This window comes from Bradyrhizobium sp. LB11.1 (assembly GCF_040549385.1).
Lineage (GTDB): Bacteria > Pseudomonadota > Alphaproteobacteria > Rhizobiales > Xanthobacteraceae > Bradyrhizobium.
The window spans coordinates 255,588-277,134 of sequence record NZ_JBEPTH010000006.1; the positions used below are offsets into that span (position 1 = coordinate 255,588).

A 21,547-nucleotide genomic window follows, 5' to 3' on the forward strand; every position below is an offset into this window, starting at 1 on the left:
GACAAACGTGTTTGCCTCTCGGCCTCTGCATGAGTCAGTGAATAGGCTGCTCCAGATGCGCAGGCGTTGTCGGCAACGGAAGCGGGGCTTAGGAATAGGATTTTCGATAAGATCTTCATATGGGCGCGCACTAACCATTCCAGCGATCAGCATGGCGAATAGGATTTGACAAAGTGCGGCTTGTGGACCCAACAAATTGAGGATCTTGCACTTTTAAGCATGATGCTCACAGACGGATTAGGCGCGAGCGACCGAATCCACAGTCACCGATCGAAGCCGAAGACGGAACGGTGATAATTGAAGCTATGCGCCCCATAAGTTAGGAAAGCCACTCAATACCGAATCACGACGAACGATCACCTGCGCCCGATCTGCCACGTCGTCTCGGCTGATCAGATCAAAAGTGTTCGTTTCAAAAATTTGCGGCAACCAGATCGTAAGAGCCCCGGCTTCCACGGACGTAAACCTTCGCAGCCGCCGCGCATATCATATCACGGTTGCCATCGAACGCGTTCAGGAAACCGGACTCGTCGGGGCGAGCATCTGGTTGAATTCGCCTCAATGCGCCCTCGTCTATGAAGAATGTCGCTTCCAGCGCGCTGTCGTGCCCCCAGAACCGCACAGCTCGCCGGGTTTGGTCATACGAACGGCTATGATTTGGAAACTCAATCATGGATTTGGCGCCGATCAGGTTCTCGCCGGCGAACCACGCGCGTGCCGGCTTTCGCACGACTTGCACCGAGGCATACTCGATACCCATGGCAGTCCCGACCGGTGACGCACATTGAAGCGACGTGCGGTTGGTCAATGTCGTTGACAAGATTTGGCGTGGCTAAGCTTCGCGCTGCCGCAAAGGCGATGCTGAAGCAATACGATGGCGCTGTCTTCGAAGTGGCTACTTGGTGTCGCATTACAAGGCTTGTCCGGTCCTGCGCCGAAACAAATTACGATTCTTCTCGCTATTCGGCAGACGATCACTATATGGTCGATATCATCGCGCGCCCCTGGCTGTTATCGGTGACTGAGAGCTTTGCGCTCCCGCCTGAACCCAAAGGCGGTTATATGCCAAATTCCAGATTCGATCTTCGTGAGTGGCTGGTACCCCCGATCTTGATGCCGATCTTTCTTGTGCTGCTGGTCGCCGCTGCGATGGTTATCCAATGGTGACCCGGGGTCACGCAATTTCACGGCAGAAAGAAACCCCATCAACGCTGGCTCACGATCTGAACGCCGGGGCGGTCGCCGCCCTGGACGAGGCTCGCGAGATGCCGCCGGGGGATGAGCGCACCGAGGCGATTCAGAAAGCAATGGTCTTTCGAAATGCCGCGGAGATTCACCAACTTCTCGGCCGCAAGCGTGGCGCACCGAACCTGTGATGAGAACGCTGGTGTGAGACCCGCCAAGCGAGTGACACGCAGGAGCAAGCAATCCACCGCTCGCATCCGACGAGCGCATTCCGCTGGCTGCGAGCCTATTCTGTTGGCGGCGACTTTATTGCGTCATTGTTGAGTCGGCGGGGATCATTTGGACAGCGAGATGCTTGTCGCAGATGAACACCTATCCAAGTCGATCGCCGTTCCCCGCGAGCTCCCTTATGGTGATACTTGATCATCCATGCATTCCCACCGTCGTTCTCGTTGTCGAGGACGAAATGATGCTCCGCATGCGCGCGGTCGACATGGTGGTGGACGCCGGATACACGCCGCTCGAGGCGCTCGATGCCGCCGAAGCCGTCGCCATCCTGGAATCCCGATCCGACGTCGCGCTGATGTGCACCGATATCCAGATGCCCGGCCAAATGGACGGCGTCGGACTTGCGCATGCCGTGCATGAGCGTTGGCCGAGGATCAGGATCATCGTGGTATCGGGGCAATTGAACCTGCCGCACCTCGATCTTCCACCCCGCAGCAGGTTTTTCGGCAAGCCGCTCAATGCCGGGGAAGTGATCGCCGAAATGCGCGACATGAGCGGCCACGCCTGAGACGTCAGCAGTTCGACCGCCGAATGCGGCTCAAATCGCGTGATTGTGCATAAACTGGGCCATCGAAGATCAGTGCGGTACCCAACTTATGATACGATCAGGGATGCCTGAAGGCGATCTCCGGACGGAACCGCGTCCCGCAAGCAGCACATCCCCATACCAGGACGAACTGGCGGCAGAAAACGTCAGCCTGCGGCTTCTGCTCGCGCAGGCCGAGATTGATGCACGGAGTTTGCTGGCCACGGCCGGCATCGACGCCAGAGAGCGCGAGGCGGCCGACAAGCTGCAGAAGCTGATCCTTGAGGAGCTGCACCACCGCATCAAGAATACACTCGCAACCGTCGGCGCCGTCGTCTCGCAAAGCCTGCGCGACCTGCCCGAAGCCAAACACGCGCAAGACGCCATCGAGGGCAGGCTACTCGCACTTGGACGCGCGCACGACCTCCTTTTGCAGGCAAGATGGAGCAGCGCAGACCTTGCCACGATCGTCCGTAGCGCTACCGAAGCCTTCGATAATCCCGCCGAGCCGAAATTCTCGATTTCGGGACCCGATATCCGGATGATGTCGGGCGCCGTCATCGCCATTGCGATGACACTCAACGAGCTCTGCACCAACACCACGAAGTTTGGCGCCCTGTCGGTCCCGCAAGGGCGCGTCGACATCAAATGGACGCTGAATCAACAGGCGCAGCGCCTCCACCTCACATGGACCGAGAGGAATGGTGCCGCAGTTCGTCCGCCCGAAAAGCGCAGCTTCGGGACACGGCTGATCGAGACGCTCGGCAGGCAACTCCGAGGCGACGTGCAGTTAACCTATGAGCGAACCGGGTTCGTCTACACATTCGACGTCCCGATGGCTTCGCTGACTTCGGCGGCGACATAAGCCCGTATTCGGGCATTGCGGAAACCCAAATCGCAACCTGCATTAGTTCGGACTGCTACGATCTCTCAGGAACGGCTTCTGGCCCGAGATTAATGACCGTCGTGATTTGTCACCGAAGCTCGCTATTCGACCCTTTGATCCCCATATATCGCTTCATCCTCGTCAACCATCGGGATCGGTCGGAACGCGCGGAGACTTCCAACGAAAGGACGCGGCATGTTTAAATCTCAGCAGCACCGCGAAAAGGCCGCCGCATATGGCGAACTGATCAAGCATTCGAGCGGTCAGGGCGAAAGCGCCGAACTTCAGAAACAAAAGGATCGCCACTCTGCGCTCGCCGATAACGAGCAGGGACTGGCTGATGACTACGACAGCGCCGTGAACGCTGCGGAACAGAATCGCGCTCGCGGCCTGGCCCTAGCGGCCGAAGAGGAGCACGTTTTGCGATGTCTCGGCGCGGCCATCATCATGCAATGGAACGCGCTGCCGAAGTCCATGCAACGGGAGATCTTCGACACCGCCGCATCCGTCGGACAGTTGTTGGAGACGGCTGCGCTTCGCGGGCAGATCGCCCGTTTTCTGCACAAGCATAAGGATGGTGCCGGTCGCAAAAAGGCTTCGACGGAGGATGCGCATCGCGACGTGACATCTCCCGCCGCCGCTCTTTCGCGATGGGACGATGAGGGAGGCGCAGTCCCCGACGGACTGACGAGATGAACCAACGTCGGCAACAGGAGGATTCCCCATGTCACGCAAAAACACGTCACTGACAAAATTCGGCATCGATGACGGCCCGCACAACATGGACGGGCTGCGGCTTCTCGCGCGGGACGGAACTGAACGGGTCGAAGCGTTCATCGGCCGCAAGGTGATGGACGTCTGGGTCGAATCCATCGAGCACCGGGGAACACGACGGAGTCTGTTCCGTGATCAGTACAATGCGCTTGGCAAGCGCAACCTCGCGGCGATCGAGCGGATCGTGAACGCGAAATACCAGCGCGGCGCCGCACTCAACCGCCAGCATCCCTATGTCGAGGTGCTGTTCTCGGACGTCACCGAAAGCGGCGAATCTTTAGATCTAAGTGAGCTCGTGCGAGAGGCTTTGCCGCCGGCATTTCGTAGGTTGACTTGAGTCTGCACCACGAGAATGTTGCAAAAAACCCCGCCAAACAGACTTCGGTCGTGCCCACCAAGCCGCTCGAGGAGGATAGGGCGACTACATTTTCAACTCCCCGTCCCGCGAGGAATGTCAGCTGCAGCAGTTCGACTATCGGCCTTTGCGAAGGTGGCCGACATGATCGAGCGCAGAGAGGGAGGCGAAAGGAACTGATGTTCATTCGGGTGCGGGATTCCCATTCCCGCTCGATCGTCGAGGCTGTCAGTTAGAGGGTCACCCATAGCGTCGACACCTTCGTGCTGGGTTTCGTCTTCGCCGGTAGCATCAGGTGGCAGGCTCGATCGCCGGCGCGGAGGCGATCACGAAAATGATCCTCCACTATCTTCACGAAAGGGCCTGGTTCTTCATTCGCTGGGATCAGCAAGGACAAGCCGGTGACGGCTCCCAGCACAACCTGATCCGCTAGTCATGGGATAGGCTGCTGGCGATCTTCCTTAGACGGCTCGTCAAGTCATTTTCGCACCCCGCGAGCACCTTCGCCTCGACCATGGCAGCGGCCTCAGTGCGGGTGGCATCTGAGGCCGCTTGACGCCTTCCGCCGGGCATTGGGGCAAAATGTCGGCCGGTCAGTGGGCTTGGCTCTCGGGGATAAGATCACCGATTGCTGAGGACCAAGAACTCCCAAGATCAATCGGTCCTGCTCGAAAGATGCCGGAACCCGTCGCATTCGACGAGCCATCCTGCAACGCGACAATCCGGGCCAGCACGAACGATGACCCCTGCGTTCTTTTGAAAAGCTACCCCGTCCCGGCACTTAGACCGGGACGGTGAGTGAGTTATAATGAAAGTGGTTGCGGGGAGACGCAACCACCGATCCCGACATTTGGCGAATGTTTTTAATCATCCATCGCATGGCGCGAAACCACCGACCCCCAAATAAATCTTTGGAACTTTTTGCTTAAGTATACTTTTGGACGTTTCTGCCCGAACGAAGCCGGCTTCCCACGGGCTGTTTTTGGTTAGGCGGTCGGTGGAGGTGTAATGGACGATTCGCTGGTAATCTTGGTCATTGAAGATGACGAGGCGATACAGAGTATCGTTGAAGAAGCGCTCGCCGAGAGCGGATTTGAATCGGCCATAGCGGCATCGGGCGAAGAAGCCGTTACCCTGTTAAAGGGGAAAAAGACCCCCTACCGCGCGCTTGTGACCGAACATTAATCTGAAAGGAACGATGGACGGCTGGGAAGTAGGCAAGCACGCCCGAGAGATCGACCCGGAATTTCCCGTCGTTTACATGACCGGCGCTGCGGCCGACCAATGGGCTTCAAACGGTGTCCCAAACAGCATTCTTCTAACCAAGCCTTTCGCGCCAGCACAGCTTGTCACCGCGATTTCCCAACTTCTCAATAGTAGGTCGCCGCCAGCGTAGGTCGCGCCTCAGTCGGCGGCCCCCGATCACCAGGGAGTAACTCCGGGCGGCAAAACCTGTGCTTCAGGTGACTGGCTGGGCCGCCTGGAAAGATGTCCCATGCTACGCTCCACCGTTCCCAATCGTTTGACAATTAGGAGAGGTTAGGCGAAACGAAGGGCGGCCGTTCTAGCTCACGTTCTGCAGCGTTTGGAACGGCGCAGAGCGCGAACTGTCGTGTCGTGCATTCATCTAATCGGCCATCCGATCGGTCCTCTTCCCGCGGGTGAGCACGGGCGGGCTGGAGGCCGCGGTAGATCAAGCCAGCGCGGCGTGTGGCGGCGACATGCCGTCCACCATTCGCGCGTCGATCGTCCGCAAATCAATTTCTGGCCCGAAGCGAGCGAATCGATGAAGGCATTTCTCCTCACGCCTGGTTGCTCAACGACGGTAAGCGGCGAGCAATTGGACTGCAGGCCGAAATAGTTCCGATCTACTAGGGAGTTAGTAGGCCGGAACCAGTTTGGCCGCGTAACGTTATCTCCGCACATTCCAGTTCTTGCCTGTCATCGATCAACACAGGGGGCCGTCATGGACCAGGTGACGAAGGATTTTGCGCGAGTCGATGAAGAGTTGAAGCCCATCGCTTCTGCTCTCGGCGATGGCGCCATTCTCGTAGATGCCTCAGGACAAATCCTCTGGATCGACGACAACTTGCGCCGTCGGCTTAACGGTGGCCTCCAGAAGCTTGAGTTGCCAATACGCAGGTCCGAGCGCCCGGCGCTGGATTGCTTTATTACGACCGCCGACGTTATGATCGATAACGTGCCGCGCCCGGTGTGTGTCATTCAACACACCGCCGATCAAAAAGAGTCGTGGCAGTTCATCGCCGCGATTGAGGCCATCATGGCCGACAGCTCCTGGCTCACCCGAATGATCGTCGAGAAATTCAGCGCACTCCGCCACGGCACGCGGTCGCCCCCGCGATCCTCCGACATTGATATTTTAACAGGCCGGGAGCGCGAAGTGCTGTGGTTTATTTGCGAAGGGCGAAGCGATTCCGAGATGAGCGAGACGCTCCATCTTTCTCAGAACACGGTTCGCAATCATATTGCGTCACTGTACCGCAAAATTGGCGTTAACCGCCGTAGTGCAGCTGTCATCTGGGCGCGCGAGCGTGCGGTCACAAGTGAGGAGGCGTTGAGCCCGCGACGGTCGTCGAGACACCCGGGGCAAATGTCACGAGGCGACGGCCTCTACTAGTAGGGTTGGTATTTCTCTCTCTCTTGCCTGAAACCTGCGCGCCGTGTTTGCTAACACGACTCGTGGGGCACTCGAATGCGCCGCCATGGTTCGCACATGGGGTGCAAGGTCAGCTGCGGCTTCATCGGCAACGCCCGATGTTTTCAGCGCCAAGAAGGCGATTGCGACGTGACCAACCTCTTGCTCCGACTCTATATCGCCGGACCGTCAGCGACCTCTCGTCGCGCGGAGCAGAATCTGCGCCGCCTGCAAGACGTCGCGAGGGCGCACAACGGGCTGGAAGTCGAAATTATCGACGTAATCAAGAATTCCGAGTTGGCCGAGCAAGCTGCGATCATTGCTACGCCCACCCTCGCGTTTGAACACCCTGTCCGCCCGCGGCGGATAATCGGTGATCTCAGCGACGTGGAGAGAGTTCTTGATTTTCTCGGTATCGACTCTGAAGGAAAGAAAGCATGATCACAGAGGATGTCGACGTTACCGCCGTGCTGGATCGGGTGCAGACAGGCGTTCAGGCCTTCGATGAACTGGTCATGGGTGGGTTGCCTCGCGCCCGAACCACCGTGGTTGGCGGCACGCCCGGAAGCGGCAAAACAGTCTTCGCCACGCAGTTTCTCGCTCACGGAATTACCACGTTTGGTGAAAATGGCGTGCTGGTGACATTCGAGGAGCCGCCGGCGGATATTGAAGCCAATATGCTGGGATTTGGCTGGGAACTGGCGAAATGGCGCAAGGACGGCCGCTTGGGGTTTGTGGACGCCAGCCCGCCAGCAAGCGATGAACTGATTATCGGCGATTTCGATCTAGTGGGCTTGCTCTCGCGCATTCAGCACGCGGTCAAGACGGTCAGCGCCAAGCGCGTCGTTCTCGATTCGCTTACTCAACTTTTCGACCATTTTATCGGCGACCCGAAGATCCTGCGCCGCGAGCTGTTTCATATCAGCAGCGCCCTCAAAAAGACCGGTCTGACCGTGCTTATGACGGCAGAACGCAACAGTGAATATGGCGAGATCACGCGACATCGCCTGGAAGAATTCGTCGCCGATAACGTTGTTATCTTGCGTAACGTGCTTCATCGTGAAAAGCGTCGCCGCACCATCGAAGTCCTCAAGATGCGCGGCAGCCACCACGCCGAAGGTGAGGCGCCCTTTACGCTGCTGGCGAACCAAGGCGTCGTCGCGGTCCCGCTTTCCTCGCTTCGGCTGGAACAGCAATCAAGCACGATGCGCGTCACGAGCGGAAATTCTGAAATCGACCAAATGTGCGGGGGCGGCTTTTTTCGCGACAGCGTGACACTCGTGAGCGGTGCAACCGGCACCGGCAAAACCCTGCTCGTCACCAACTTTCTCGCCGGCGGCGTGGCGGCCGGAGAGAAAGCTATTCTGTTTGGGTATGAGGAAAGCAAAGGCCAGCTCTTCCGCAACGCGAGCGGTTGGGGCGCCGATTTTGCGCAGATGGAAGCCGCGGGAAAGCTCAAGATTGTCTGTCTGTATCCTGAAGCGCAGGGCTGCCGGATCATCTGCTTACCATCCAGAGCCTGGTCGACGAATTCCAGCCGAACCGGATTGCGGTGGACAGCCTCTCCGCATTGGAGCGGATTGCCCCCGATACCGGGTTCCGCGAATTTCTGATCAGCCTTACCTCCTTCATCAAGAAGCGGGAAATTGCCGGGCTTTGCACCGCCACCAGCAAATCCCTCATCGGCGGCGAGAGCGTCAGCGAGCAACACATCTCGACGTTGACCGATTCCATCATCTTGCTGCGCTACATCCAGGAGCAGAACATCATGAACCGAGGGCTGATGGTGCTGAAGATGCGTGGCAGCGAGCATGCCAAGGAAATTCGGAAGTTCACAATCGACGGCGCCGGGATGCACTTTGGCGATTCCTTCAAAGCTGCGCCAAACGTGTTCACCGAGGATGATATCCCACAATAAGCGGGGGACGCGCGGCAAGGTCGATACCATGAACAGTTCAGATGCCACGTCTCGCAGCAGCATCGATCAAGCCGAGATCAGATTCCTCGTCGAGAAGAATGCCGATGGAATTATTGTCATTGACGAGGGCGGGACCGTCCTATTTGCCAACCCCGCCGCCGAGGAGATTTTCGGGCGGCAGGCTGAGCTATTAATCGGGCGTCCGATCGGAATACCGTTTATCGCCGGGGACACCGCCGAAATAGCCATTCACAAGCCGGACGGCGATCAAACTGACGCAGAAATTCGGATTGTCGAAACGACCTGGGACCGGCAGCCTGCCCGCCTTGCAAGCCTTCGAGACGTCTCGGCCCGCAAGGCAGCCGAGGAGCGCCTCAGGCATTCGGCCAAAATGGAGGCCGTCGGATTGCTGACGGCGGGAATAGCGCACGACTTCAATAATCTCCTCACTGTCGTGCTCGGCAATCTGGAGAGCGCTAAACGCCGATTTGAAATCACCGATCCCGCTTTGTTGCGTGCACTGGAAAATGCTACCCGCGGCGCACGACAAGCCGCGAAGCTCACCGAGAAATTGCTGGCGTTTGCACGGCGGAAGCCTCTTGAACCCCAGGTGCTCAACGTCAACGTACTCGTTTCCGCAATGTCCGATCTACTTCAGCGCACACTGGGCGAGCAGATAGTGGTGCGGACCAGGCTGGTCGAAGACCCTTGGAGCGTTGAAATTGATCCTACGGAACTCGAAGCGGCGATTTTGAATCTTGCCGTCAACGCGCGGGATGCGATGCCATCGGGCGGGCAACTTGTGATCGAGACGGACAATGTCGAGATTGAGGCCGTCTCCGCAATGACCGATATCGATGCCGTTGGAGGATCACATGTTCTCATCACCGTCACAGACACGGGAATGGGCATGACGCCCGATGTGCTTCAGCAGGTCTTTGAGCCGTTCTTCACGACAAAGACCGGCGGGCGCGGAACCGGGTTGGGGCTGAGTCAGGTCTACGGGTTCGTCAAGCAGAGCGGCGGCCACGTGAGGCTCTACAGCGAACCCGGCATCGGTACCTCGGCTAAGCTTTATCTACCCAAGGTCCTGGATGCGGCTGCTTCCACATGGACCCCCGTCGCAGAGCCCAAAGCGGCTGCAGAAGCGCCGCATGGCAAACAAGGCGAGACGGTCCTCGTCGTCGAGGACGAGGAGGACGTCCGACGCTATACAGTTGATAGCCTGCGGGAGCTGGGGTACCGGGTTTTCGAAGCAATTGACGGCCCGTCCGCGCTGGACATCCTGGCGCGTGAGAACGATATCTGCCTGTTGTTCACCGACCTTGGACTTCCGGGCGGTATGGACGGACGAGTCCTGGCGGAACGCGCTCGGGCAATCCGCGCCTCCATGCAAATATTGATGACGACAGCCTATGCCGCCGGCGCCTTGGTCCACGAGGGCAGGCTCGATGCCGAGATCGAGTTGCTCAATAAGCCCTTCTCTTATTCTGAGCTCGCAACGAAAATTCGGGAATTGCTGGATCGTCAGAAGGAGCAGCGAGAAATTCGTATTCTCGTGGTTGAGGATGAATTTCTACTGCAAATGTTTGTCGCAGACACCCTCGCTGACGCCGGATGCGTTTCGATCGAAGCTACCAGCGCCTCAGAGGGATGGGCCAAATTTCGCGCTGAGCAGGACGGGCTTGCCGGCGCTATTATCGACCTCGGATTGCCTGATCGGCGCGGCGATGAATTGATCGCAGATATTCGCGCGGTCCGGCCCGATCTGCCCATTGTCCTCGCGACCGGCTACGCCGACGAGAGCGTTCGTAGTCGGTTTGCACAGGATGATCGATTGGCGGTTCTGTCAAAGCCATTTGATCCCGAGGAACTCTTGGCCACGCTTCAAAGACTTGGCGTTCGGTTCGGGTCAAAACAATGAGATTGCTAGAAGGCCTTTTACCGTCCCTTCGACGAACGGCGAAGATCAAGAATCCCTGAAATGGAGGGTAAACCATGCGAACGCTATTGGCACTTTCGCTTCTGGTAGTTTCCATCTGTCCAACTTCGTCGTCCGTCGCTCAATCCCAAAACAGCCAGACCGTGACCGTCGGCTCATGGGAAATTGCGACGAGTTACAAGGCCGACAAGTTCGATTCCTGCGTCATGGGTCGTTCAGCGGGCGGCCTCGGCATCAGCTTTACGCGGACTCAGGACGGGCTTCTGCTTTTTCTAGATTCTCCGAAATGGAAGCTCGATCGGGGCAAAGCCTACCCCGTCCGCCTGGTCGCGGGTTCGCAGTCCGTTGAAGCCAAAGCCCTCGCTGAAACGAGAGGTGTGACGGTCGCGCTTGCCGATCGTCCGTTTAACGGAAAACTTCGATCGGCTAACGTTCTTGATGTCCGCGGAGACGGTGCTACGCTGCATGTCCCGCTGGATGGTAGTTCTGCAGCGTTTGAGCGCCTCGAAGCTTGTTTCGAGAAAAATAGCCGAGAGGGAGCAGAGACCAATCCGTTCGTGGCACCCGACCGCAAACCTTAACCGAACGGCGCAAAGCGAGCCGTCGCTGTCGTGCCTTCATCTATTCGGCCATAACCGTGGGCCCGAAATGCAAGAACCAAACCCGAAGGCATGCCGCGAACTTCCTGGAGGTGTCCGGCGTTTGACGATTATGCTTCTCGATTAGGGTTTCCGGCTCTCCCACGATTGTTTCGGATTGTTTCCTAACGACCCCCCGAGCGGCGGCTTGCAAAGCTTCCGGCCGGATTCCTGTATCCGCCAAACCGGGGCATGCTAGGGTGCCAGGCCCTCGACCTTGGTCGAGATCGGCAACAAGGACTGGCAGATTATGCCCATCTCACCGGGAACGGAGTCGGTGTCGTCTCAAGCGGCATCGACCGCGAGGTCGAGAGAGGAGCTTCCGTACCGTTTGCGGCAGCAGTCCCTGCTCGGCGAATTCGGTCGTTCTGCCCTGCAGACCCGCGAGATCTCACAGATCCTCCAGCGAGCCACAGAACTTTGCGCGCAAGGTCTCGATGCTCCGTTTGCGAAGGTCCTGGAATATATGCCGGATGAAAAGCGGCTGCTGGTGCGTGCAGGCGTCGGGTGGGCGCCGGAAATGATAGGCAACGTCTCTCTTGGGATCGATTTGGAATCGCCAGCGGGGTACGCGTTCCATACCGGGCAAATCGTGATCTCGAACCACCTTCAGGAAGAGACCCGGTTCCGCACCCCGAGATTATTGGCGGACCATGGCGTCAAACGGGCTATTAACGTCCTAATCGCGCGAGGCGGCGAAGGTCATCTACCGTTCGGCGTACTCGAAGTCGATAGTCCTGACGCGGGCCAGTTCGACCTTGCCGATGCGGACTTCCTTGCGGGATTCGCTGGATTGCTCGGCATTGCCATCGAGCGGCAACAAGCGGACGCCCAGCTTCGCGATGCCCTCGAACACCAGGCCATGCTGACGCGCGAGATGAGCCATCGGGTCAAGAACAGCTTGGCGTCCGTCGTCGGACTGTTGCGCGTGCAGGGCCGCAACACGCAATCTAAGGATGTTCAGAACGCGCTCAAGGACGCTGCTTCGCGCATCACGACGATAGCGGAGGTGCATGACCATCTGTGGCGAAGCAACCAAATCGGCTTTGTTGACATCGCCGACTTCGCCGGCGAGCTCTGCCACAAGCTGCAGGAGACCTCGCCAAGCCACAACGTAAGCTGCAAGTTCGGCCATATGATGATCTCAGCCGACAAGGCGATACCGCTCGGACTCCTTATCAATGAGCTTGTGACCAACGCTGCCAAGCATGCTTACCCTACGGGTTCGGGCGAGATCCGCGTCACCGGGGAGCACCGCGGCCAAGACCTTCATGTCGAAGTATCCGATCAAGGCATCGGACTCCCGAAGGATTTCGACCTCGACCAGCCTCGCGCGAGCCTTGGCTTCAAGGTGATCAAGAGTCTGGTCGGGCAGTTGAACGCGCGTATCACCTTGTCCGCGACCGGACCGAAGGGCGCTACAATTCAACTCGACGTGCCGCTAGACACCTTTCCCTCATAACGAGCGATCTGCCGATTCAGGCAGGCTTCTGCCTTCCACCTAACCGTTTGCTCCGGATGATCCAAGCGAGCGTACCGTGCTCGAAATGCGGATAATATTCGGGATTGGGATTCGCAGTATTGCACCCATGCTGGCCGGCCCTGAAGTTTCCGGGGATTGGCAGATTGGAGGTGACCGCGTGAGTGCAGGCATGACGTTCGCTGTTCGGCTGTTATGGAACGTCCGCGTGCCGCTACAAGCGGTCATCCCACAATCCTTCATTGCGCGAAGACCTAAATCTTAGGCGGTGGTATGGTAGGCTCGCGCAGAAAATCGCAGGAACGATTAGCGGGGAGCGCTACCAACCTACGCTGACTGGTCTTCGCTTCTCCAGTCAACGTTTGGGCACTCGTGGCTCAGGTCGAACGACCGGGCTTGACGCAGCACCTAGGCTGCCACGCGGCGCTCTTCTTCACCCTCCTCTGAATCGCCGCCCAAAGCCCTTTTCAGGAAGCGAGCCAGCGCGGCTTTCGCGAGTCGCGGTCCAACGCATAGGCGGTTTGCTTGAACTCAATGCCGTCAAGGAGCCCTTGAATATAGCCCGAGATCGTGTCCGCAGCCATGATGAGCGCGGTATCAAGCGTATGGATGTATTTGCTCGTCACCGAACCCTTGGCGTGTCCGACCAGAGCCGCGATGGTCACCTTGATAAAGCCGAGATCGTTAGCGATGCTCGCGAAGCTGTGACGTAGGACGTGCGGCGTCACATCGGATATCCATGTCGCGTGATCCCCATCATGATTTGCAGCCAATTTGAGCACAGCCTCCCGAACCGCGATTGACCCGATCTATCCAATCGTTGACTGAACCGTCTCCGACATTTGGCGCCACTACAAGCGTAGGATCGGCGATTGGTGATGGATGCTCTGTTCTAGATCATTGAAAATCGCCTCTGCTTTCGCTAGGAGGCCGCAGAGGGACAGTCTTACCCTTCTGTAATCCAGACCAACAGGCCTTCATAACGAGGTCGACAATTTCGTCACGGCCTGGCCCGGGATTTTTCAGCCACCATTGGGCCAGTGCGTGCAGTCCCTCCTTTAGGAACTCACCAGCGGCCTCGTATTGCCAAGTTCCGCCAGCCGGAAGATAGGATTGCAAGAGCCCGGAAATGGCAGCCGTGGCGCCCTGCTGGATCGCCCGCGACAGCTTCAACGTGACCGGATTTCCTTGCGGCACGATCAACAGGATCATCGCCGCCTCCGGCTGGTCTTCCACAAACGCAAAGAACGCATCGATCGCGGCGCGAAATTTGAGTTCCTCGCTGGCGGCGGACCTTCCGATCGCACTGCCTTTCGCCAGCAAGTCGTCCCGGATCGAGCGAAGCAACGTCTCGAACAGGGCGTCCTTCGAGGCGAAGTGATCGTAGAGTACCGGCTTTGTAACGCCAGCAGCGGTCGCAATCCCGCTCATCGATGCCCCGTCATAACCTTTCCGGGAGAATATCCGCGTCGCGGCGGCAAGAATCTTGATGCGCCGCTCATCCAGCGTCAGCCGCCTTCTGGGCCTTGATTTCATCTCAAACCTGTCTTACCTGAAAATAACCTACCGCAGGGTAGGTTATTGTAGCGCAATTGAAGGAACCCGCTCATGAAGATTTTCGTTGCTGGCGCTACCGGCGCCGTGGGTCGTCCGCTCGTTTCCGCCCTGATCGCGGCGGGCCATTCGGTTGTGGGGCTTACCCGAACCGCCGCGCATGCGGCGATCGTCAAGCGCATGGGCGCTGTGCCCGTCATTGCCGATGGCCTCGATGCAGCAGCAATCCAAACGGCGATCGGTTCGAGCAAGCCCGATGCCATCATTCATGAAATGACAGATCTCTCCGCCGCGTCTGATCTCCGGCGCTTTGATCGCGCGTTCGCAAGCAGCAACCAATTGAGAACTCGGGGAACCGACATCCTGCTGGCCGCCGCGAGAGAAAACGGCGTCAAACGCTTCATCGCGCAAAGCTATTGCGGGTGGAATTATGCGCGCACCGGCGATCCCATCAAGATCGAAACCGATGCGCTGGATTCGGATCCGCCGGCGGAATTTCGCGCAACGCTGAAGGCGATGCAGTACCTGGAACAAACCGTCACCGGGTCCTCGAATCCGGAAGGCATCGTTCTGCGCTATGGCTCGTTCTATGGACCCGGCACCGGAATGCTTAGTCGCGTCATGGTGGAGCAACTACGCCATCGCCGGGTGCCTCTGATCGGCGACGGTGGCGGATGGTGGTCGTTCGTGCATGTCGACGACGCGGCTGCGGCGACGGTCAAGGCCCTCGAGCGCGGCAACGCCGGCAGCATCTACAACATTACGGACGACGACCCTGCCCAGGTCAGGGAGTGGCTTCCCGCGCTTGCAAGCCTGCTCGGCGCCGGGCGGCCGTTTCGTCTGCCGGCCTGGATTGCAGGGATCATCGCCGGCGAGCATCTGGTTGTGATGATGACGAAGGCACGCGCGGGCTCGAATGCCAAAGCCAGAAAGGAGCTTGGTTGGACGCCCGCGCATTCATCCTGGCGCCATGGATTTTCCGAAATCGCGAGGCAGCCCGTTGAGCAACAGCGCGCCGCATGAGCTGCCGCCCCGCTGATCCCTTATTGCATCCAAGAGAAGAGGAGATCGTGTCATGGAAGACCGCATTCGCTTGACGATCACGGACGGCATTGCCGATGTCAGGCTTAATCGCGCGGACAAGATGAATGCGCTTGACCCCGCGATGTTCAAGGCCATCGCCGAAACCGGCGCGCGGCTCAAGAACGACACCAGTGTGCGCGCCGTCGTTCTGTCAGGGGAAGGTCGCGCCTTTTGCGCCGGGCTCGATGTCGATCGGATGATGGCGATGACGCGGGGCGAGAGCATCCTGCCGTTTGCCGACCTTACACAACGCACGCATGGCATCACCAATTACGTCCAGCATATCGTCTGGATCTGGCGCGAGTTGCCGGTACCCGTGATCGCCGCGGTACATGGCGTTGCTTTCGGTGGTGGTTTCCAGCTCGCGCTCGGAGCCGATGTGCGCTACGTGGCGCCCGATACGCGGCTCGGGATCATCGAGAGCAAGTGGGGCCTGGTACCCGATATGGCCGGCACTCAGCTCATGCGGTATCTAGCGCGTGAGGACGTCGTCCGCGAGTTGACCTACACCGGGCGAATCTTCTCCGCCGAAGAAGCGTTCGCCTACGGGTTCGTCACGCGACTGGTAGCGGATCCCCTCACGGAGGCGCTGGTCGTGGCCCGCAAGATCGCGGCAATCAGCCCCGATGCGATCCGCGCGGCCAAACGCCTGCTCAATCAGGCCGTCACATGCGACGCGTTGACCGGCCTCACCGTCGAAACTACCGAACAGCGCGCGCTGATCGGAAGTCTTAATCAGGTTGAAGCCGTCAAGGCAACTCTCGAAAATCGTACGCCGACGTTCGCCGATGCGCGGACCTGACTTCTTAAACGAGGTTGCATGCGAACGACCGGAGACGAAATGATGCCGACAAGATCTGGAATGAGCCTTGAACAACTCATTGCGGCGAACGCGTCGGCCAGGTTGAACACAATGGCTGGGTTCGAGGTCCGTGCGGCCAGCGATGGCGTTGCCGAAATCGTCATGAAATGGCACGACGGCCTCACTCAATATGCCGGCCATCTTCACGCCGGGATGATTGCGGCTCTCGTAGACTGCGTGTGGATTTGCTGCAGGCAGCCTGGCCGGCAGCGTCACGGCAACGCATTTCTCGATGAACTGTCTGAGGCCGGCAGTAGGCCGCCTTTTATCGCGAAAGGTTCGACGATTCGAGCGGGACGAAAACAGATCTTCGCCAAGGCGGAACTCCTTGCCGCAGACGAGGAGGGTAGGAGATTGCTCGTTGCGGCGGTCATGGACGGGACATGGAGACCGGAAGGCCAATGGCGCGGCTTGGGCCCAGGCGGCTTCGTCAAGATGACGACGAACAATCCGGAATTGCCGGCGTCCGTGGTCGCGGAAATGAAAGCTGCCGAGGCAGCGATCATCGCCGGAACGCTCAAACCATTCACAGGTCCAATCAAGGATCAGGCCGGCAATCAAAAAGTTGCTGCCGGTGGCGCGATGGCCGATGGTGACGTCAAAGGCATGACCTGGCTGATTGAGGGCGTCCAGGGGACCCTGCCGAAAACGTGATACCCACGAGGACCCGCAGCCGTCCTGAATAGCGACGGCTGCGGATCATGCCAAAACGGTCAGGGAGGGTTGGACTTGACTTCAGACGACGCGCTATTCACCGGAGCCAAGCTGGCCGATGGTCATCTCTACGATATCGCCGTTTCGAAGGGGCGCATTATATCCCTCTCGGTCGCCGGAGCCGCGCGCGTTTATGGCGCCACAATTATCGATGTCGCCGGAGCGCGCGTCGTACCCGGTTTTGTTGAAGCACATATTCACCTGGATACGAGCTTTTACGGCGACGAGTGGCGGCCGCACAAGCCTTGCACCAGCGGCTTCGATGTTCACGAGCGCGTTGCTTTTCAGGCGCAAAACCTTGCCGAGGCTGCACCGCTTGAAGTCCGTGCGCGCAATCAGCTTGAGCTTTGCCTTTCGCGCGGCAGCACGCAAATGCGCAGTCACGTCATGGTGGATGGTACTGTCGGCCTAAGACACCTTGAACCATTCTGGGCGTGCGAGAAGCTTATAAAGACAAGATCGATATTCAGCTCGTCGCCTTTCCGCAAAACGGGATTCTTAAGACCCCGGTACTCCGGAACTGCTCGATGCGGCGATCGGGGCCGGCGCAGATCTCGTCGGCGGCATAGACCCGGCCACTTGGGATCGCGACGTTGAAAAACATCTCGATGTCGTGTTTGGCGTCGCGGAGAAACGCGGTGTGGATATGGACATTCATCTGCACGATCCGGGAACGCTTGGGATTTTTGAGATCGAACAGATTGCCGCGAGAACGCGCATTGGGCATGGAAGGCCACGTCGCGGTCAGCCATGCTTATGCGTTGGCGATGTGCCTACTGATACCGTCAAGCGGACTGCCGCGATCCTCGCCGAGAGCGGAGTGGCGATCATGACAACGCTCCCGGTTTTCGCCCGTTTCCTCCGGTCGCTCTGCTTCGCGATGCCGGCGTTGTCGTCTTTAGCGGAAATGACAATATTCGCGACTCATGGTGGCCGTACGGCGATGGCGACATGCTCGGCAGGGCGAATATGATCGGATATCGATCGGGCTTTAATACCGACGAAGAACTGTCGATGGCATTCGATGTTGTGACTTATGCAAGTGCTAAAGCTTTGCGATTGCAGGACTATGGGCTTCATCCTGGTGCAAAAGCAGATTTCGTTACCTTAAAGGCCAAACACGTCCCAGAAGCCGTTGTGAGCGTATCCCCGCAGCGATCTGTTTATAAAAATGGAGTACTGGTTGCGATTGACGGACAGATCGTGAATTGAGCGAGCTTTGCATTCATTCGATTTGCAAGGTGATCAGTAGGAATCAGCCCTCCACTTCTTTGAGTTCTCGGAATATCGTCGACGTCTGAGGCCGACATCGACCCTCGTGCCACTATACCAGAGCGGCGATGGTCACCTCGGTAAAACCGAGATCGTTGGCGATGCTCGCGAAGCTGTGACGTAGGACGTGGGGAGTCACATCGGATATCCGGAGCCCGCCAACACCTCGAGATGGGTGTTCCTCCGACGCTGAGGAGAACCCAATGATGCCGGCACTCCGGGCAGGACGTCATAGACATTGTTGCAAAGGTAGACGCGCGAGGTTTCCTGAATCCCGAGACGATCGGGCAAGTCACTCACCGTCTTTCTGAAAAACTGAAATGGCGCAGGTAAACTGCCGGTCGGCGGACGTCCATTACCATGCTGATCGTATCCGGGACCGCCAGCTGGTAGGCAACAGGAATGGATTTGCCGCGTGTTCGAGTTCTGCCAGCGAACACGATGGAAGATTATCGTAGCCTGGCGTAGAAAATCGCGCGAATGGCGGAGAGAGTGGGAGTCAAACCCACGATTTTTAATCATCCCACTTCGAAGACTGAGAGTTGCTGGGGACGCCCTCGCCTGCCTCCTCCAAACATCGAGCCTGAGCCACTTCGATTCCGGTTGGAACGATTGTCGAGGCCAGAAGGCTTGAGCCGCGTTCTGCCGAGGCGCCTGCTGCTTTATTTTGCGAGCTGATACCGCGCGTCACCTTGCTGGTACTTCTGCTGGTATCGGCAGCAATTGACGGATAAAATGGCCCGGATTTCAAATGGTTACGCCAATAGGCGACTACCGGCCAGGGGCACCACGCTTCGCCCGTTCGGGCTTTCGCGTGGCGCGGCCATGCGAGGCCCGAACGGGTGAAGCGTGTCCGGCGAAGCCTCTTGGCGAAGACGGACATTTCAAACAGCTTTCAGAATCAGATCGCGAAGCTCTCGGCAACCCGTGAGAGTCGGCCGCCGGGTCGGGAGCCAGGCAGTGCCTCTTTGCCGGCGATTGACGGATCGCGCGGGCAACGACGCGTGTCGCGCCGTTAGCCCGGTGAAGGACAAAAAAGTATCAGTTGCACACCTGAATCGTGGTGGCATGCGCCGGGACGAGCCGGTACGATTTCCGCAATAGTGAGAGCTGAGCAAAATTCAGCCGTCGGGTACGAGGGCGGTCGATCGCGAACCGCGCCGGCCGAGGAGGAAGCGGACATGGAACCGGACCTGGAAGTCGTCCAGATACGGCGCGGTGAGTCCTTCAAGGCGTGGGCACACGGCTACCCGTTCCACACGGTCCGCTGGCATTTTCATCCCGAATACGAGCTCCATCAGGTTGTGGCGACGAGCGGTCGCTATTTTGTCGGCGACTTCATCGGCGAGTTCGAGCCGGGTAATCTTGTGCTCACCGGCCCCAACCTGCCGCACAATTGGGTGAGCGATTTGCCGGCGGAGGTCACTATCCCGCTGCGCGGACGCATCCTGCAGTTCAGCGAGGAATTCATAGGCGGCCTGATGAAGGTCATGCCCGAGCTTTCCGGCCTTGCCGCGCCGCTGGAATTCTCCCGACGCGGCGCGCTTTTCACCCGCAGCACCAGCACCGAGCTCGCCCCACTCATGGAGGAGATCGTGACGGCGAACGGCGTGCGCCGGATCGAGCTGTTCATGATGATCCTGGGGACACTCTGCCGGGCCCGAAATGCGCGTCCGCTCTCCAGCCCGAACTATCTGCCCGACCCGTCCGGTTACATGACGGCGGGCATGAACAGGGCACTTGCGTTCATTCGCGACAGCCTGACTCAGCCCTTCGGCGAAGCCGACCTCGCGGCGATCGCGGGCCAGTCGCAAAGCGCGTTTTCGCGCTCGTTCCGCCGGCACACGGGCATGTCACTGGTGCAATACGTCAAGCGGCTTCGCATCAACCTCGCCTGCCAGATACTGATGAGTGACGAGCAGGCATCCATTACCGACATCTGCTTCGAGGTCGGCTTCAACAACCTCTCCAATTTCAACCGCCAGTTTCTGACTGAGAAGGGCATGCCGCCCTCGCGCTTCAGACGATTGTTGGCGGGCAACATCAATGCGGCACGCGCCGCCTAACCGGGAGGAGCAAGGGAGGAGGACCATCGAGGGACGAAGGACGCGGGCACGCCGATGGCGGCCCGCGATGGGGATTGCTTGTCCATGCAATTTCGCGCGGCTCGGAGGATATCGGCGCTGATCGCAGCCGCCTCCCGGCGCCGGAAACAGGGAAGGTTTGTCTCCAGGCAATCAACAACCGCACCCTAACACCGATATCCGGAAAAGGAAGTCCGAATGACAAAGCTCTTGCTCAGATATACAGGAACAGTCGCTCTGGCGCTGTCGCTGCTCGGCACGACGGCCATGGTCACGCAGGCCGCGCAGGTGAAGGACGCAACGGTTGCCTTCCTGATGCCCGACCAAGCCTCCACCCGCTACGAACAGCACGACTATCCAGGCTTTGCCGCCGAGATGAAGAAGCTCTGCGACAGCTGCAAGGTCATCTATCAGAACGCCAGCGCGGATGCCGCGCGACAGCAGCAACAGTTCAACTCGGTGATCTCGCAAGGAGCCAAGGTGATTGTGCTCGATCCGGTGGACTCGACCGCCGCCGCCTCACTGGTGAAGATGGCACAGTCCCAGGGTATCAAGGTCATCGCCTATGATCGCCCGATCCCTGATGCAAAGGCGGATTTCTACGTCTCGTTCGACAATGAAGGAATCGGCAAGGCGATCTCAGAATCGTTGGTCAAACATCTGAAGGACGCCAAAGTCATGGCGAAGGATGGCGAAGGGGTGCTCGAGATCAACGGATCGCCCACGGACGCCGCTGCGGGCCTCATCAAGAAGGGCATTCACGCGGGCCTCGACAAAAGCGGCTATCCAATTCTCGCCGAATACGACACGCCGGACTGGGCGCCGCCCAAGGCGCAGCAGTGGGCAAGTGGCCAGGTTACCCGCTTCGGCAAGAAGATCCTCGGCGTGGTGGCAGCGAACGACGGCACGGGTGGCGGTGCGATTGCCGCCCTCAAGGCGGCGGGTGTCGATCCGTTGCCGCCGGTCACGGGCAACGACGCGACGATTGCCGCACTCCAGCTCATCATCGCCGGCGATCAGTACAACACGATCTCCAAGCCCAGCGAGATCGTTGCGGGCGCTGCTGCCCAGGCGGCGGTGGAATTCCTCTCGGGCGGGACGCCAAAAGCGGAAGCCACGCTGTTCAATACGCCATCGAAGCTGTTCGTGCCGGCCGTCGTGACCCAGCAGAACCTGAAGGCGGAGATCATCGACAAGAAGATCCAGACCGCCGATCAGCTCTGCGCGGGCAGATATGCCGCCGGCTGCAAGAAACTCGGCATTACACAATAGCCAGGAAACAAGGTCTCGGTCGCTCCGGCGGCCGAGACCAACGCAGAGAGCCGGACGA

General features: G+C 58.8%; 22 protein-coding genes and 3 pseudogenes. 22 read left to right on the forward strand and 3 right to left on the reverse strand.

The window, feature by feature from the left end:
* Positions 1 to 412: 412 nt before the first annotated feature.
* Entirely contained in the window at positions 413 to 760 is a 348-nt protein-coding gene (locus tag ABIA96_RS18235; protein WP_354138418.1) for a DUF1488 family protein, read from the reverse strand.
* A gap of 68 nt (positions 761 to 828) precedes the next feature.
* Between ABIA96_RS18235 and ABIA96_RS18240 the strand changes: the two genes are divergently transcribed.
* The 15 genes and pseudogenes from ABIA96_RS18240 to ABIA96_RS18310 all read left to right on the forward strand — a co-directional run bounded on the left by ABIA96_RS18240 (position 829) and on the right by ABIA96_RS18310 (position 12,630).
* Positions 829 to 1,167, forward strand: coding sequence for a hypothetical protein (locus ABIA96_RS18240; RefSeq protein WP_354138419.1), 339 nt, complete (start codon positions 829 to 831; stop codon positions 1,165 to 1,167).
* Positions 1,161 to 1,376 carry a hypothetical protein gene (locus ABIA96_RS18245; protein WP_354138420.1) on the forward strand — a complete coding sequence of 72 codons (216 nt, stop codon included), beginning with the start codon at positions 1,161 to 1,163 and terminating at the stop codon, positions 1,374 to 1,376. The genes ABIA96_RS18240 and ABIA96_RS18245 overlap by 7 nt, the downstream gene beginning before the upstream one ends.
* A gap of 287 nt (positions 1,377 to 1,663) precedes the next feature.
* Positions 1,664 to 1,981, forward strand: coding sequence for a response regulator (locus tag ABIA96_RS18250; protein ID WP_502918828.1), 318 nt, complete (start codon positions 1,664 to 1,666; stop codon positions 1,979 to 1,981).
* A 103-nt stretch (positions 1,982 to 2,084) separates the two neighbouring features.
* Entirely contained in the window at positions 2,085 to 2,864 is a 780-nt protein-coding gene (locus ABIA96_RS18255; protein WP_354138422.1) for a sensor histidine kinase, read from the forward strand.
* Between the two features lie 216 nt (positions 2,865 to 3,080).
* Positions 3,081 to 3,581 (forward strand): hypothetical protein, encoded by a 501-nt coding sequence (locus ABIA96_RS18260; protein WP_354138423.1) that lies wholly within the window; start codon positions 3,081 to 3,083, stop codon positions 3,579 to 3,581.
* Between the two features lie 28 nt (positions 3,582 to 3,609).
* Positions 3,610 to 3,996, forward strand: a complete 387-nt coding sequence (locus ABIA96_RS18265) for a signal transduction histidine kinase (protein WP_354138424.1) — start codon at positions 3,610 to 3,612, stop codon at positions 3,994 to 3,996.
* Positions 3,997 to 4,309: 313 nt separating this feature from the next.
* Positions 4,310 to 4,447 (forward strand): DUF2061 domain-containing protein, encoded by a 138-nt coding sequence (locus ABIA96_RS18270; protein WP_354138425.1) that lies wholly within the window; start codon positions 4,310 to 4,312, stop codon positions 4,445 to 4,447.
* 575 nt (positions 4,448 to 5,022) lie between these two features.
* A pseudogene (locus tag ABIA96_RS18275) lies at positions 5,023 to 5,410 on the forward strand (response regulator).
* A gap of 570 nt (positions 5,411 to 5,980) precedes the next feature.
* The gene (locus tag ABIA96_RS18280; RefSeq protein WP_354138426.1) at positions 5,981 to 6,652 is read left to right on the forward strand and encodes a helix-turn-helix transcriptional regulator; all 672 of its coding nucleotides are present in this window, start codon (positions 5,981 to 5,983) and stop codon (positions 6,650 to 6,652) included.
* A gap of 75 nt (positions 6,653 to 6,727) precedes the next feature.
* Entirely contained in the window at positions 6,728 to 7,111 is a 384-nt protein-coding gene (locus ABIA96_RS18285) for a circadian clock KaiB family protein (RefSeq protein ID WP_354138427.1), read from the forward strand.
* A complete protein-coding gene (gene kaiC, locus ABIA96_RS18290) occupies positions 7,108 to 8,283 on the forward strand; it encodes a circadian clock protein KaiC (RefSeq protein ID WP_354138428.1) in 1,176 nt (391 codons plus the stop codon). The genes ABIA96_RS18285 and kaiC overlap by 4 nt, the downstream gene beginning before the upstream one ends.
* Positions 8,223 to 8,588 carry an ATPase domain-containing protein gene (locus tag ABIA96_RS18295; protein ID WP_354138429.1) on the forward strand — a complete coding sequence of 122 codons (366 nt, stop codon included), beginning with the start codon at positions 8,223 to 8,225 and terminating at the stop codon, positions 8,586 to 8,588. The genes kaiC and ABIA96_RS18295 overlap by 61 nt, the downstream gene beginning before the upstream one ends.
* Positions 8,589 to 8,616: 28 nt before the next feature.
* A complete protein-coding gene (locus ABIA96_RS18300) occupies positions 8,617 to 10,512 on the forward strand; it encodes a hybrid sensor histidine kinase/response regulator (protein ID WP_354138430.1) in 1,896 nt (631 codons plus the stop codon).
* A gap of 74 nt (positions 10,513 to 10,586) precedes the next feature.
* On the forward strand, positions 10,587 to 11,111 hold the full coding sequence (locus ABIA96_RS18305) for a hypothetical protein (RefSeq protein WP_354138431.1): 525 nt from the start codon (positions 10,587 to 10,589) through the stop codon (positions 11,109 to 11,111).
* 307 nt (positions 11,112 to 11,418) lie between these two features.
* The gene (locus ABIA96_RS18310) at positions 11,419 to 12,630 is read left to right on the forward strand and encodes a sensor histidine kinase (RefSeq protein ID WP_354138619.1); all 1,212 of its coding nucleotides are present in this window, start codon (positions 11,419 to 11,421) and stop codon (positions 12,628 to 12,630) included.
* A gap of 426 nt (positions 12,631 to 13,056) precedes the next feature.
* Here ABIA96_RS18310 and ABIA96_RS18315 read toward each other — a convergent pair.
* Together ABIA96_RS18315 and ABIA96_RS18320 are read right to left on the reverse strand one after the other, a co-directional pair.
* Positions 13,057 to 13,385 (reverse strand): annotated as a pseudogene (locus ABIA96_RS18315) (tyrosine-type recombinase/integrase); the annotation flags it as partial.
* Between the two features lie 160 nt (positions 13,386 to 13,545).
* Positions 13,546 to 14,184, reverse strand: coding sequence for a TetR/AcrR family transcriptional regulator (locus ABIA96_RS18320; protein ID WP_354138432.1), 639 nt, complete (start codon positions 14,182 to 14,184; stop codon positions 13,546 to 13,548).
* A gap of 72 nt (positions 14,185 to 14,256) precedes the next feature.
* Here ABIA96_RS18320 and ABIA96_RS18325 point away from each other — a divergent pair, with 72 nt between their 5' ends.
* The 7 genes and pseudogenes from ABIA96_RS18325 to ABIA96_RS18355 all read left to right on the forward strand — a co-directional run bounded on the left by ABIA96_RS18325 (position 14,257) and on the right by ABIA96_RS18355 (position 21,489).
* Complete coding sequence (locus tag ABIA96_RS18325) at positions 14,257 to 15,225, forward strand: NAD-dependent epimerase/dehydratase family protein (protein ID WP_354138433.1); 969 nt, start codon at positions 14,257 to 14,259, stop codon at positions 15,223 to 15,225.
* 52 nt (positions 15,226 to 15,277) lie between these two features.
* Positions 15,278 to 16,087 carry a crotonase/enoyl-CoA hydratase family protein gene (locus ABIA96_RS18330; RefSeq protein WP_354138434.1) on the forward strand — a complete coding sequence of 270 codons (810 nt, stop codon included), beginning with the start codon at positions 15,278 to 15,280 and terminating at the stop codon, positions 16,085 to 16,087.
* Positions 16,088 to 16,147: 60 nt separating this feature from the next.
* A complete protein-coding gene (locus ABIA96_RS18335; protein ID WP_354138435.1) occupies positions 16,148 to 16,801 on the forward strand; it encodes a PaaI family thioesterase in 654 nt (217 codons plus the stop codon).
* 75 nt (positions 16,802 to 16,876) lie between these two features.
* A complete protein-coding gene (locus tag ABIA96_RS18340) occupies positions 16,877 to 17,458 on the forward strand; it encodes an amidohydrolase family protein (RefSeq protein ID WP_354138436.1) in 582 nt (193 codons plus the stop codon).
* Positions 17,427 to 18,073: pseudogene (locus tag ABIA96_RS18345) on the forward strand (amidohydrolase family protein). The gene ABIA96_RS18340 and the pseudogene ABIA96_RS18345 overlap by 32 nt, the downstream one beginning before the upstream one ends.
* A gap of 1,241 nt (positions 18,074 to 19,314) precedes the next feature.
* Complete coding sequence (locus ABIA96_RS18350) at positions 19,315 to 20,199, forward strand: helix-turn-helix domain-containing protein (protein WP_354138437.1); 885 nt, start codon at positions 19,315 to 19,317, stop codon at positions 20,197 to 20,199.
* A 216-nt stretch (positions 20,200 to 20,415) separates the two neighbouring features.
* Positions 20,416 to 21,489: an ABC transporter substrate-binding protein gene (locus ABIA96_RS18355; protein WP_354138438.1), complete on the forward strand. Its 1,074-nt coding sequence runs from the start codon at positions 20,416 to 20,418 to the stop codon at positions 21,487 to 21,489.
* Positions 21,490 to 21,547: the final 58 nt, after the last annotated feature.

Bases quoted from the DNA above. Each gene is read 5' to 3' on its own strand.
- ABIA96_RS18255 (WP_354138422.1), top strand. From the start codon at position 2,085: ATGCCTGAAGGCGATCTCCGGACGGAACCGCGTCCCGCAAGCAGCACA.
- ABIA96_RS18260 (WP_354138423.1), top strand. From the start codon at position 3,081: ATGTTTAAATCTCAGCAGCACCGCGAAAAGGCCGCCGCATATGGCGAA.
- kaiC (WP_354138428.1), top strand. From the start codon at position 7,108: ATGATCACAGAGGATGTCGACGTTACCGCCGTGCTGGATCGGGTGCAG.
- ABIA96_RS18300 (WP_354138430.1), top strand. From the start codon at position 8,617: ATGAACAGTTCAGATGCCACGTCTCGCAGCAGCATCGATCAAGCCGAG.
- ABIA96_RS18280 (WP_354138426.1), top strand. From the start codon at position 5,981: ATGGACCAGGTGACGAAGGATTTTGCGCGAGTCGATGAAGAGTTGAAG.
- ABIA96_RS18330 (WP_354138434.1), top strand. From the start codon at position 15,278: ATGGAAGACCGCATTCGCTTGACGATCACGGACGGCATTGCCGATGTC.
- ABIA96_RS18335 (WP_354138435.1), top strand. From the start codon at position 16,148: ATGAGCCTTGAACAACTCATTGCGGCGAACGCGTCGGCCAGGTTGAAC.
- ABIA96_RS18245 (WP_354138420.1), top strand. From the start codon at position 1,161: ATGGTGACCCGGGGTCACGCAATTTCACGGCAGAAAGAAACCCCATCA.
- ABIA96_RS18235 (WP_354138418.1), bottom strand. From the start codon at position 760: ATGGGTATCGAGTATGCCTCGGTGCAAGTCGTGCGAAAGCCGGCACGC.
- ABIA96_RS18355 (WP_354138438.1), top strand. From the start codon at position 20,416: ATGACAAAGCTCTTGCTCAGATATACAGGAACAGTCGCTCTGGCGCTG.
- ABIA96_RS18250 (WP_502918828.1), top strand. From the start codon at position 1,664: ATGCGCGCGGTCGACATGGTGGTGGACGCCGGATACACGCCGCTCGAG.
- ABIA96_RS18325 (WP_354138433.1), top strand. From the start codon at position 14,257: ATGAAGATTTTCGTTGCTGGCGCTACCGGCGCCGTGGGTCGTCCGCTC.
- ABIA96_RS18305 (WP_354138431.1), top strand. From the start codon at position 10,587: ATGCGAACGCTATTGGCACTTTCGCTTCTGGTAGTTTCCATCTGTCCA.
- ABIA96_RS18320 (WP_354138432.1), bottom strand. From the start codon at position 14,184: ATGAAATCAAGGCCCAGAAGGCGGCTGACGCTGGATGAGCGGCGCATC.
- ABIA96_RS18285 (WP_354138427.1), top strand. From the start codon at position 6,728: ATGCGCCGCCATGGTTCGCACATGGGGTGCAAGGTCAGCTGCGGCTTC.
- ABIA96_RS18350 (WP_354138437.1), top strand. From the start codon at position 19,315: ATGGAACCGGACCTGGAAGTCGTCCAGATACGGCGCGGTGAGTCCTTC.
- ABIA96_RS18310 (WP_354138619.1), top strand. From the start codon at position 11,419: ATGCCCATCTCACCGGGAACGGAGTCGGTGTCGTCTCAAGCGGCATCG.
- ABIA96_RS18265 (WP_354138424.1), top strand. From the start codon at position 3,610: ATGTCACGCAAAAACACGTCACTGACAAAATTCGGCATCGATGACGGC.